The sequence below is a fragment of the Pelagicoccus sp. SDUM812005 genome, from assembly GCF_031127875.1.
GTDB lineage: Bacteria > Verrucomicrobiota > Verrucomicrobiia > Opitutales > Opitutaceae > Pelagicoccus.
The window spans coordinates 88506-100148 of record NZ_JARXIA010000024.1; the positions used below are offsets into that span (position 1 = coordinate 88506).

Annotated in this window: 10 protein-coding genes and 1 other RNA gene; 3 read left to right on the top strand and 8 right to left on the bottom strand. The window is 58.7% G+C overall.

Features of this window, described 5'->3' with window-relative positions; genetic code table 11:
- Positions 1–62: 62 nt before the first annotated feature.
- From QEH57_RS22140 to QEH57_RS22175, 8 genes are all read right to left on the bottom strand, one after another.
- Entirely contained in the window at positions 63–875 is an 813-nt protein-coding gene (locus tag QEH57_RS22140) for a pseudouridine synthase (protein ID WP_309008980.1), read from the bottom strand.
- Positions 876–956: 81 nt separating this feature from the next.
- Complete coding sequence (gene rpsT / locus QEH57_RS22145) at positions 957–1217, bottom strand: 30S ribosomal protein S20 (RefSeq protein ID WP_191618883.1); 261 nt, start codon at positions 1215–1217, stop codon at positions 957–959.
- Positions 1218–1297: 80 nt separating this feature from the next.
- Complete coding sequence (locus QEH57_RS22150) at positions 1298–2674, bottom strand: hypothetical protein (RefSeq protein WP_309008981.1); 1377 nt, start codon at positions 2672–2674, stop codon at positions 1298–1300.
- A gap of 20 nt (positions 2675–2694) precedes the next feature.
- Positions 2695–3267: a prepilin-type N-terminal cleavage/methylation domain-containing protein gene (locus QEH57_RS22155; RefSeq protein WP_309008982.1), complete on the bottom strand. Its 573-nt coding sequence runs from the start codon at positions 3265–3267 to the stop codon at positions 2695–2697.
- Complete coding sequence (locus QEH57_RS22160; protein ID WP_309008983.1) at positions 3242–3730, bottom strand: prepilin-type N-terminal cleavage/methylation domain-containing protein; 489 nt, start codon at positions 3728–3730, stop codon at positions 3242–3244. Before QEH57_RS22160 ends, QEH57_RS22155 begins: the two co-directional genes overlap by 26 nt.
- Before the next feature lie 211 nt (positions 3731–3941).
- Positions 3942–4339, bottom strand: an RNA gene (gene rnpB, locus QEH57_RS22165) — RNase P RNA component class A.
- On the bottom strand, positions 4340–5047 hold the full coding sequence (locus tag QEH57_RS22170; RefSeq protein WP_309008984.1) for a C4-type zinc ribbon domain-containing protein: 708 nt from the start codon (positions 5045–5047) through the stop codon (positions 4340–4342). It abuts the RNA gene before it with no gap.
- 85 nt (positions 5048–5132) lie between these two features.
- On the bottom strand, positions 5133–5546 hold the full coding sequence (locus QEH57_RS22175; protein WP_309008985.1) for an Rrf2 family transcriptional regulator: 414 nt from the start codon (positions 5544–5546) through the stop codon (positions 5133–5135).
- A gap of 232 nt (positions 5547–5778) precedes the next feature.
- Here QEH57_RS22175 and gyrB point away from each other — a divergent pair, with 232 nt between their 5' ends.
- The 3 genes from gyrB to QEH57_RS22190 form a co-directional block, all read left to right on the top strand.
- The gene (gene gyrB / locus QEH57_RS22180; protein WP_309008986.1) at positions 5779–8298 is read left to right on the top strand and encodes a DNA topoisomerase (ATP-hydrolyzing) subunit B; all 2520 of its coding nucleotides are present in this window, start codon (positions 5779–5781) and stop codon (positions 8296–8298) included.
- Positions 8299–8352: 54 nt separating this feature from the next.
- Positions 8353–10860 carry a DNA gyrase subunit A gene (gene gyrA, locus QEH57_RS22185; RefSeq protein WP_309008987.1) on the top strand — a complete coding sequence of 836 codons (2508 nt, stop codon included), beginning with the start codon at positions 8353–8355 and terminating at the stop codon, positions 10858–10860.
- 331 nt (positions 10861–11191) lie between these two features.
- Positions 11192–11643, top strand: a 452-nt coding sequence (locus QEH57_RS22190; protein WP_309008988.1) for a porin, incomplete at its 3' end; no start/stop codon positions are given.

Genomic DNA, 11643 nt, shown 5'->3' on the forward strand with positions numbered 1-11643 from the left:
CGGAATCCTGTAAAGCAGAAATTGCAGAAAAGAGGACTGCAACTCCCTTCGGTGGCCTTCGCCTAACTTCGGCCTCCCCGGTATTCGTCCAAGCGCTTGAGCAAGGTCTCGAATCGGCTCGGCAAGGGCGCCAGCACCGGCTCGAGCTCCACTTCCGGGATCTTGAACTCGACCTCGACCAGATGCACGCAGAGGCTGTCGTAGAGAGGCTTCTCGCGCCCCTTGCCGCGCATGTAGTCGCGCTTGATGCGGGAAAGGTAGATCTCGTCTCCCTCGTTGTAGAAGTCCTCCCCTACGATGTTCAAGCCGCGCTCGGCCGCATGCACTCGCACTTGATGGGGGCGCAGGTAGTTGGTCTCCGCCTCCCAAAGCTGGTATTGGCCGAAGCTCCGCAGGTAGCGGAAGTGCGTCTCGCACTTCTTCCCGGTCTTGTGGGAAACCACCATGCACTTGGAGGTGAAATGCCGCGCCAGCGGCAAGTCACAGACGAATTCGCGATCCTCCGTCTCCGCCTTCACCAGCAAGTGGAACCGAAAGACGAGCTGGGAAGAGCCGACTGCGTTCTTGAGCAGCTCCTCGGTCGCTTCGTTCTTGGCGTAGACGAGGGCTCCGCTCAGCTCCGGATCCAGGTTGTAGGTCCGAAACAAGCCCTCCACCCCTAGCTTCTTGAGCTGCGGCTTCTCGTTGAGCAGCTCGCGGCGGATCGCCATGGAAAGGTCCGGCTTGCCCAAGCTCCACTCGTGCTGGAAGCAAGCCAGCCCCGCTGGCTTGTTCACGGCGAAGTAGCGATCGTTGTTGGCGATCAGAGGAAACTTTTCCGGCCGGCTGCCCAGGTAGCCTGGCGGGAAGGAGATGAATTCTTTCTTGCTGCTCATTTTTCGGCTGGGGTCGGAAAAGAAAGAACCCCCATCGTCTTAAACGCATGGGGGTTCATGATGGGAGGAGGAAAAAATGGATTAACCGGCGATGTACTTGGCAACGGAAGCCTTCGCGCGGCTTGCCTTGTTGTTGTGTACGAGGTTGGTTTTCGCAGCCTTGTCCATTGCGGAAACGTAATCGATCGCGGCGGCCTTGAGCGCTTCTTTGTCAGAACCGTCGGCAGCGAGTGCTGCTACCTTCTTGGCCAGCGTCTTGATACGAGTCTTGCGAGAACGATTGTGCAGTGTGCGAGCGATCGTCTTGCGGTTGTTCTTAATTGCTGACTTGGTATTTGCCATAAGGGGAGCGGATATTCCCGCCGGAAGCGCCTTTGTCAAGGCTTTAGCCGAACGGGATTGAAGAATAATTTCGCCCGCGTCTAGAAGCTCGCGTTCAAAGCCACCGGATCGCCAAACGGCAAGCGCTCGCCCACCGCCTTGAGCTCGCGCCAAAAGTCGATGTTCAGGCCGCCCCCGCCCGCCAGGTCCGCCAAGGCTTCGTCGTAGTGGAACTCGTAGCCGCCGCTCAAAGTGATCTCGTAGCCCACGATCGCTCCCGACACCGAACCGCCGCTGCCGCCCCCATGCAGATGCACGTTTGAATTCGGCGCGTAGATCACCGCGTAAACCAAGCCGTTGCCTCCCACGTCCACGCTGGTACCACCCTCGTAAGGAGTCGTATTGTAGATCATGAACTTCTCGGCCTTCATGGTCTCGTTTTGCATCCCGTAAGCCGAGCCGTTGCCGGAAATGCTCAAGGACTCCGCCGAGTACAGCGTCAAAGATCCGTTCGGCGTTATTCGAATCGTCCCCTTCCCCGAAATGCTGACGTTGCGGCGGACGTACAGCTCGACAGGACCGTCGATCACGAGGTTATCCCCGTTGCCAGAGAGATTGATCCGCTCGGCTTGGTACCGGGCGGGCGAAGTATCCAATGGGTTGCCCAAGGTAAGCGCGTCGTTAATATCCGAGGAACCGCCATTGATGGTGCTCACATCGGTCCAACTTCCGTAGGAAGGAGTGACCACCGGGGGCAGCTCGGCATAGAAGTCCTCCGTCACTCGAGTGAGGTCCTTCGATCCGCCCGCATCACCCCACTCGCCGAGCGTTCCGTTGCGGTGGAAAGACGCATTCACGTCGAAGGTGCCGCCTACCGAAATATAGCCGTAGATATCCGCGTTGTTGAGCAGGATATCCGTATTCAGAAGAGCGAGCGACGCCACGTTGCCGTTCGAGGCCCGAGTCGAGGAAGAGTAGTTGCCCACCCGCGAATCCCAGCTGTCGACCGTTACCCCGTTGCCGTTCATGATCACGTTGCGACGGGCCAGCAAGCCGTTGGCGAAAAGGCTGCTCGAAGACAGGTCCACTTTGATCTGGCGAGAGAGCGTCCGTCCGTCCGCCCCGGTAAGCGAACCTTCCGCAGCGATGGTGGGCGACGTCGTGCTCTTGCTCACGAAGATCTTGATTTCCCCGGTCGTGCCGTTGCCTACCCAAGGGGCCGTCATCGACTTGTAGTAACCATTCGAATACGCGGTCCAGCCAGACCAGCTTCCGTCGTTAAATCCGCGCACTCCTTCCTCCAGGCCGGATTCCGCCAAGTTCAGCGCGTTCTGCATGTTCAGATATCGCGTCGACATCTTGTATTCAGTAAACGACGACTGCATCGCCGCCGCCATCCACAGCCCGATCACCACCGCTACGAAGATCGCAGCCACCATGGCCGAACCCGTTTTATTCCTTAAGCTCTTACCCTTCATAACAAACCCTCTTGTTGACGTTAACTACTCACCGATCGGTTTCTCATCATGAACCGAGCAGAAATGATCTCGTTGGTGTTCTTGATGCTGAGAACGCTTCTCTGCATCTCCGCTTGAAGCTGAATTTCCTTCACCTCCAGTGGATTGATCGAGCCATCGCTATCCTTGACCCCATACAAATTGTAATAGACGAGTTCCAAGGACTTCACGTCCTTCAGGATCACGTCCGTTGCCCCGCCCGCGGTGCGAGAAAAAGTCCCCGCCCCCGCATCGTAAGCGTAAACGACCGTGCTAACGCCACCCGTGGAATCATAGACTTCCAAAGATACGGAAGTGGCCGTAGCTGCATTGACGTCGACCGTCATGCGAGCGTCCGAACCAAAGTCCTCCAAGGTGAAGCGGCTCGCCATGTTCATCTCCTGGTAGTTGCCCAGCCCCTTGGTCGACTTGGCGAGAAAGAGCAGGCTGCCAGTGGAGGCAGCGAGCACGAAGCCGCAAAGGGTCATGGTTATCAGCACCTCGGTCAGGGTGAACGCCTTCTTGCGACGCCCCCATCGACCGCCGCGCCTAGAATGAGCGATAGTAGTAGTCATGCAGTCCGTTCTCCGTGAACCAGGATACCGTTTGTTTAATTCTGAAATTTCCGCGGGCGTCCCACCAGTACACCCAAATCGTCGCCTGCTTCTGGTCCGAGTAGCGGTCTTGGATGTAGCGAAAAGCCCGGTAGCGAGCGCCAAAGGCTTCGTTGAACTCCTCCGTGAGGTCGATGGAGACGACTCCGCCGTCCGCTGCCTGCTGCGCCTCCAGCTGGCTCCAGCTCATGGTGCGCAAGTCCTCCATCTCGCTCTGCAAGATCTGGGCGACACGTGCGTAGTCCCGCGACGTTTCGACCGTCTGCAGAGCTTGGGCTACGGTCGAAAACGCCGCAGCCAGCACGATGCCCAGCACGAAGATGGCGACCATCATCTCCACCAAGGTAAAGCCGCTCTTGGCCCGGCCAAAACGGCGGGCTCGCTTCAAGCGTTGGGTGGATAAGGCTGCGGTACGAGATAACATTGCCCCTCGTACATCGGGAAAGCGCGGGACCGAATGGAGCAAACTAGAGTTCACACGTATAAAATTTCCAATTCCCCCGAAAATCCACTCAAGGTCGGGGCGAAATTCCGACGATCCCCCACAGGCAAAGACGCCAGAGAACGCCTAGTCGCCTTAGCCTAAGCAATCAATCCATGCCCTGCGCCAGCGCTCAACGGCCTTCAGGAAATAACTAGTTTCGGAGCCTGTAAGCCGGATCCTGTACCCTAGCCGAAACTAGGGTCGCGTTCATTTATCTGCATCCCGCCGAAGCGGGAGCCCCTTCTTGCGAAGTGGCGCGGTTCACCCGGGACCCTTAGTGGACGAGCAGCCCAGGTCCCCTATTTAACCTTGCGCCGGAATGGGTTTACCCTGCCGGTCCGATTGCTCGAACCGCGGTGGGCTCTTACCCCACCTTTTCACCCTTACCCCGACCGAAGCCGAGGCGGTATATTCTCTGTGGCACTGGCCGTCGAACCGCCTTGAAGCGGCCCTCCCCCGTTTTCACGAGGAATCCTGCTCTACGGCGTCCGGACTTTCCTCCCCGGAGATTCTCAAAAAGAACAACGGAGCGAACGCGCGGCTCCGAAACTAGTCCGCGTAATAGAGGACCCGACCGCAGTTGTCGCAAGTCGTAATTTCCTTGGCAGCCTTTACCTCCGACAAAATCGCGTTGGAAACCTTCATGTGGCAGCCCTTGCAGGACGTTCCCACCAGCTCCACGATCACCGGAAACTTCAAGCCGCGAGCCACCTGCGTATACTTCGAACGGCTCGGATTATCGAGCTCCGCGTCAGCCTTCGCCTTCGCCTCGCGGGCGGCCTCCAGCTCGCCACGGACCTCCCCCTCGCGCTCGTTCAAGCGAGCGATCGCCTTCTCCTCGAGCGCTATCTCGTCCCGCGACTTGGCCTCCGCCTCGGCGAAGCGCTTCCGCTCCTCGTCGAGTTCGTAAAGCACCTCCAGCTCGTCCGACTCCAAGTCGGAGATCTTCTTGCCCGCGTTCTCGATCTCGTGGATCAGGGCCTGGTACTCCTCGTTCTTCTTAACCTGCAGCTGCTGGTTCTTGTACTTGACGATCTGGGCCTCGATGGAAGCCATCTCCGTTTCGATCGTCTTGCCCTTCGTCTCCAACTCCTTGATACGCCGCCGAGCCGCCTCGACATCCGCCTTGATCTGGGCGATCCTCGCCTCCGCAGCCCGCCGGTCTTGCGGAATCGTCTGCAACGCGTCCTCGACTTGCTGCAATTTCATGTCGCGATCCTGCAGGATCAGCATCTTGGTCAGGGCATCGGATACCATAAGGGAAATCCATTGAGCTGCGGTCCACGCCAAGCGTCAAACCCAGATTCCCCGCAACTCCTATTTCGCGCTCCTCCCGAAAGCCTTATATATAATACATCTCATCCGGCGAGCTCGGCATCAGGTCCTTGACCGTCAACTCGGACGCCTTCGCCTCGAAACAATCCTGCAACGACTTCCACGCCCGAGCCACCGACTCACCCGAAGCGCCCGCGGCATTCGCCACCGAGCCAAACACGTCGCCCTGCACCAGGGAAATCACTTCCCGCAAGCTGATCTCCTCCGGCGGCCGAGCCAGCAAGTAGCCGCCCTGCTTCCCGCGACGGCTCTCGATCAAGCCCCCATTGCGAAGCTCCCCCAAGATCTGCACCAGGTAGTTCGCGGGAATCGCCTCCACCTCGGCCAGCTCCTCGATGCGCGAGAGATCCCCCGAAGGAAGACGGACTGCCATTCGGGCAAGGGCGCGGCACGCGTAGTCGAGCTTTACAGATAACTTCATAGGCAAAAATCGCAGACATTCGACATCCGATTACACCAGAAAGTCAATACACCACCCTACGACGGTTTTAGAACGGGCCTTGTAAGCACCCTAGAACGCCTCATTCGCACGAAATCCGACAAAGGCCTTGCACGCGCACGCGCGGGCGTTTTCATTTGCTGTTTTCACAGACGAAGCGTGCCCCTTTGGCACGCGCTACAAACAGCCTTACAGAAAACCCTGTACCACCTTTATGGATTCCCAAAACGAATCTGAGAACCAGCCCGTCAACTACGACGGCGATTCAGACTACAACGCTTCCAACATCCAGAAGCTCGAAGGCCTCGAGGGCGTGCGCAAGCGGCCCGACATGTACATCGGCGATACCAACGAGCGCGGCCTCCACCACTGCGTGTTCGAGGTGGTGGACAACTCCATAGACGAAGCCCTCGCCGGCTACTGTAAAAACATCAAGGTCTCCATCCACCTCGACGGCTCCTGCTCCATCGAGGACGACGGACGCGGAATCCCCGTCGACATCCACCCCACCTACAACATCCCCGCCCTCGAGCTGGTGCTCACCAACCTCCACGCCGGCGGCAAGTTCGGCAAGGGCGCCTACCAGGTCTCCGGAGGCCTGCACGGGGTCGGAGCCAAGTGCGTAAACGCGGTTTCCGAGTGGTTCGAGGCCGAGGTCCGCCGCGAAGGCAAGATCCACCAAATGCAGTTCAGCCAAGGCAAGACCACCAAGGAGCTGACCATCATCGGAGAAACCCAAAAGACCGGCACCAAGATCTCCTTCAAGCCAGACCCCGAGATCTTCGAAACCACCCTCACCTTCCAGTACGAGATCCTCGGCAAGCGCCTGCGCGAGCTGGCCTTCCTCAATCCCGGCATCTCCATCACCCTCATCGACGAGCGTTCCAACAAGGAAGAAAACTTCCTCTTCAAGGACGGCATCGCCGAATACATCCGCTTCCTCAACCGCTCCAAAACCGTCCTGCACGAAGACCCCATCTCCTTCGGCGACGCCGTTAAGGAAAAGGAAGACGCCCCCGCCATCCAGGTCGACGTCGCCCTCCAGTACAACGACTCCTACAACGACCAGATTTTCGCCTACGCGAACTCCATCTTCAACATCGAGGGCGGCACCCACCTCACCGGCTTCCGCACCGCCCTCACCCGCGTAGTCAACCAATTCGCCCGCGCCAACAACCTCCTCAAGGACAAGGACCCCGCCATCACCGGCGACGACGCCCGCGAAGGCCTGGTAGCCGTCATCTCCGTCAAGGTCCCCGAGCCGCGCTTCGAAGGCCAAACCAAGACCAAGCTCTCCAACGGCGAAGTCGACGGCATCGTGCAGAAGATCGTCGGCGAGCGCCTCAAGTACCACTTCGAAACCGACCCCAAGCTGGCCAAGCGCCTCATCGACAAGTGCCTCAACGCCGCCCGCGCCCGCGAGGCCGCCCGCAAGGCCCGCGAAACGGTGCGCAAGTCCGCCCTCTCCGGAGGCGGCCTCCCGGGCAAGCTCGCCGACTGCTCCTCCCGCAAGCCGGAAGAATCCGAGCTCTACATCGTGGAGGGCGATTCCGCGGGCGGTTCCGCCAAGCAAGGCCGCGACCGCCGCACCCAGGCGATCCTTCCCCTGCGCGGTAAGCTCATCAACTCCGAGAAAGCCCGTATCGACAAGGTCCTCTCCAACAACGAAATCCGTACCATGATCACCGCTATCGGTACCGGAATCGGCGATTCGGAAGACGGCGGCGGCTTCAACATCGAAAAAGCCCGCTACCACAAGATCATCATCATGACCGACGCGGACGTCGACGGCTCCCACATCTCGACCCTCTTGCTCACCTTCCTCTACCGCCACATGAAGGGGCTGATCGAGCGCGGCTACGTCTACATGGCCCAGCCTCCGCTCTACAAGATCAAGCGCAAGCGCCGCGAGCAGTACGTCGACAACGACGAACAGCTCAACCGCATCCTCCTCGAGCTCGGCGGCGACGAAGCAGTGCTCACCCGCGTCGACGACGGCCATAAGTTCGAAGGCGAGCAGCTTGACAAGATCGTCGAAATCTTCGCCCAACTCGAACGTATCGGCGGATCGGTTACACGCCACGGCGGATCGCTCGGCGAATACCTCGAACAGTATTCGAAGCAAGACCACAGCCTTCCTCGCTACCTCGCCCGCGTTCGCGAAGGCAACAACGAGACCTACCACTTCCTCCGCGAAGAGTCCGACCGCGCCGCCTTCGTGCAAAACCAAGGCATGGGCGCCGAAAGCCTCAACGAAGAAAACGCCACCGCGACCATCTACGACGAAGCCGCCGGCATCTCCAAACGCATCTCCATCTTCGAGATCTTCGAGTCCAACGAAATGTCCAAGCTCCTCCACGAGATCGAGCAGATCGGACTCAACCTCTCCCAGTTCCTCACCTCCGAGGAACCCGTCTACACCTTCACGGAAAACGTCGGATCCAAGAGCGAGAACACCATCGAGATCTTCTCGAACATGTCTATCCTCGACGAAATCCGCAAATCCGGCCGCAAGGGACTCAGCATTCAGCGATACAAGGGTCTCGGTGAAATGAACCCCAAGCAGCTCTACGAAACAACCATGGACGTATCCAAACGTAGACTACTCAAGGTCAACATCAACGACGCCGCCAAGGCCGACGAGCTCTTCACCATCCTCATGGGAGAAGAAGTCGCCCCACGCCGCCTCTTCATCGAGGACAACGCCCTCAACGTCTCCTACCTCGACGTCTAGGAGCGACCTTGGTCGCGATAAAAGTAACCCGTATCCATTTTATAATCACTCTCCATGGAAAACATTTCCAACGAAAGAATCTCTCAAACGAGCATCACTGACATCATGCAGACCGCCTACATCGATTACTCGATGTCGGTCATCGTCAGCCGCGCCCTCCCCGACGCCCGCGACGGCCTCAAGCCGGTGCAGCGACGCATCCTCTACGCCATGCTGCGGGAAGGACTCCTCCACAACCGCGCCTTCGACAAGTGCGCCGGCGTTGTCGGGGAAGTACTCAAGAACTACCACCCGCACGGCGACGGATCCGTTTACGACACCCTCGTTCGCATGGCTCAAAACTGGGTGATGCGCTACCCGCTCATCGACCCGCAAGGCAACTTCGGTTCCGTCGACGGCGACTCCCCCGCCGCCTACCGCTACACCGAAGCTCGCCTCACCGCCATCGCCGAAGACCTCCTGCGCAACATCGACGAAGACACCGTCGACTTCGTGCCCAACTACAAGGAATCCACCACCGAACCCTCCGTATTGCCGGCAGGACTACCGAACTTGCTCATGAACGGTTCGACCGGTATCGCCGTGGGCATGGCGACCAACATCCCGCCGCACAACCTCGACGAGCTCATCGACGGCATCTGCGCCCAGATCGACAACCCCAACATCACCATCGCCGAACTCGGCGAGCTCATCCAAGGCCCCGACTTCCCCACCGGCGGTCGCATTATCGGACGCAAGGGTATCGACGAATACATGCACACCGGCCGCGGCATCGTGCGTATGCGCGGAGCGGTTACATCCGAGCCGATGGACAGTGGTGATCGCGAGCGCATCATCATCTCGACCATCCCCTACAACGTCAACCGAGCCTCCCTCGTCACCAAGATCGCCGAGCTCGTATCCACCAAGGAAATCGAAGGCATTTCCGACCTGCGCGACGAGTCCGACGAAAACACCCGCATCGTCGTCGAGCTCAAGCGCGGCGAGTTCCCCGAGGTCATCATCTCGAAGCTCTACAAGAAGACCGCCCTCGAGTCCTCCTTCGGCGTCAACATGCTGGCCCTCGACAACAAGCGGCCCAAGCAGATGAACATCAAGGAGATGATCAACTGCTACATCGATCATCGCCGCGAAGTCATCTACCGACGCACCGCCTTCCGCCTGCAAAAGGCCGAAGACCGCGCCCACATCCTCGAAGGCTACAAGATCGCCCTGGATAACCTGGACGACTTCATCAAGATCATCCGCTCCTCCGCCAACCGCGACGAAGCGAAGGTCCGCCTCCAAGAAAAGTACCCGCTCTCCGATCGCCAAGTTGCCGCCATCCTCGACCTCCGCCTCTACCAGCTCACCGGCATGGAGCGCGGCAAGATCGAAGAAGAGTACGCCGAGCTCCTCAAGCTCATCGAAGAGCTACGCTCCATCCTCGAAAACGAGTACAAGCTGCTCTCCATCATCAAGGAAGAGCTGCTCGAGCTGAAGGAGAAGTACACCAGCCCTCGCAAGTGCGAAATCGTTCCCTACGAAGGCGACATCTCCAAGGCGGACATGACGCCCAAGGAAGGCTGCTTCATCACCATCTCCCACAAGGGCTTCATCAAGCGCGTCTCCGACTCCGAGTTCCGCACCCAGAAGCGCGGCGGCAAGGGTGTGCAAGGCGGCAACACCTACGAGGACGACTTCGTCGAGCACATCTTCACCGCCAACACCCACGACACCATCATGTTCTTCATGAACAACGGTCGCGTCTACGTGGAGAAGGTCTACGAACTCCCCGAAGGCTCCCGCACTTCCAAGGGCCGCAGCATCAACAACGTGCTCCAGCTCCAAAAGGACGAGCAAATCGCCGCCATGATCTGCGTGAAGGAGATCTCCGAAGACTTCAACTTGGTCATGTGCACCAAGAACGGCACCGTTAAGAAGACCAACCTGGCCGCCTACAAAAACTTCCGCAAGGGAGGCATCATCGGCATCAACATCGACGAGGGCGACTCCCTCATCACCGTCAAGTTGACCAACCGCGACAGCGAGCTCGTCATCGTCACCCACCTCGGCAAGTCCATCCGCTTCCACGAGTCCGACCTGCGCGAGCAAGGCCGAGCCACTCGCGGCGTCCGCGGCATCAAGCTGGCCGGCAAGGACTACGCCCAAGCCATGGAAGTGGTCGACAACGAGTCCGCTCTGCTCATCTGCGGCATCAACGGCCAAGGCAAGCGCACCGTCTTCGACGAGTTCCCGCTGCAGAAGCGCGGCGGCAGCGGGGTCATCGCCGCCAAGACCTCCGGCGTGGCCGGCGCCCTGGCAGTGCGCGAGAACGACGAGATCATGATGTTGACCAAAAACGGGCAAGCCGTCCGCACCAAGGTCGCCGACATCAACCTCATCGGCCGCATCACCAAGGGCGTCCGCTGCATCAACCTCAACGAAGGCGACAAGCTCCTTGGCATCGCTCGCATCGTGGAGGACGACGAGGAAAAGGACGAGGATACCGACGAAACCACAACCGCACCGGAGGAGACACCTAGCGAAACAAGCAGCGAAGGCTCGAACGAGGAGGAATAGCCCTCCCCCGCCAAGCACTCATCTGTAAGTTAAAGAGATGCAGACAAAGCCCTTAGATGATCCGTCGTTAATGCTTGATCATCTAGTGCTTTGTACCTAAATTCCGCGTCCCAGAGACACGTTGTGCCACGAAATCCCTTTAAGTTCTGCATGAAATTGAGCAGTTATTTTCATAGCTTCGCTATATTTCAGATTTTTTTAACCCCCGCCATGGTTGGCAATTAATTTGCTGGATGGCGAATGTACGGAACGGTCAAGGGTTCGTTCGAATAGTCACTCTCCTCGCGAGTAGCTTTGCTGCGAGCGTCACTACCTAAAAAAACTCAGATCAATGAACAAACTACTAAGTCTAACCGCAGCCGGCGCGCTGCTCTCTAGCTCTGCCCTACACGGCCAGATCGAAATCAACGACAACCTGTCCGTAACAGGTTTTCTCGACATGTCGCTCTTCCACGCTGACAACAACGACGGCGATTCCACCTCGTTCGACTTGGACCAGATGGAGCTCGATTTCCTCCTCTCCTTCGACGAAATCACCGCCCAAGTCGACCTCGACTACCAGCGCGGCGACGCCAACGAGATCGACCTCGAGCAAGCGTTCCTCACCTACGACCTCGGCGAAGGCACATCTATCACTGCCGGTAAGTTCCTCAGCTACATGGGCTGGGAAACCGCAGAGCCAACCGGTCTCTACCAGTACTCCTACGCCTACGGCACTACCATCCCAGGCTACCACAACGGCGTAAGCATCGACTTCAGCGAAGAGTGGGGCTCCCTCGGACT

What these genes read in the sequence shown, in the direction of transcription:
- QEH57_RS22175 (WP_309008985.1), bottom strand. Translation starts at nt 5,546, where the DNA reads ATGAAGTTATCTGTAAAGCTCGACTACGCGTGCCGCGCCCTTGCCCGA.
- rpsT (WP_191618883.1), bottom strand. Translation starts at nt 1,217, where the DNA reads ATGGCAAATACCAAGTCAGCAATTAAGAACAACCGCAAGACGATCGCT.
- gyrA (WP_309008987.1), top strand. Translation starts at nt 8,353, where the DNA reads ATGGAAAACATTTCCAACGAAAGAATCTCTCAAACGAGCATCACTGAC.
- QEH57_RS22140 (WP_309008980.1), bottom strand. Translation starts at nt 875, where the DNA reads ATGAGCAGCAAGAAAGAATTCATCTCCTTCCCGCCAGGCTACCTGGGC.
- QEH57_RS22150 (WP_309008981.1), bottom strand. Translation starts at nt 2,674, where the DNA reads ATGAAGGGTAAGAGCTTAAGGAATAAAACGGGTTCGGCCATGGTGGCT.
- QEH57_RS22155 (WP_309008982.1), bottom strand. Translation starts at nt 3,267, where the DNA reads ATGACTACTACTATCGCTCATTCTAGGCGCGGCGGTCGATGGGGGCGT.
- QEH57_RS22160 (WP_309008983.1), bottom strand. Translation starts at nt 3,730, where the DNA reads ATGTTATCTCGTACCGCAGCCTTATCCACCCAACGCTTGAAGCGAGCC.
- QEH57_RS22170 (WP_309008984.1), bottom strand. Translation starts at nt 5,047, where the DNA reads ATGGTATCCGATGCCCTGACCAAGATGCTGATCCTGCAGGATCGCGAC.
- gyrB (WP_309008986.1), top strand. Translation starts at nt 5,779, where the DNA reads ATGGATTCCCAAAACGAATCTGAGAACCAGCCCGTCAACTACGACGGC.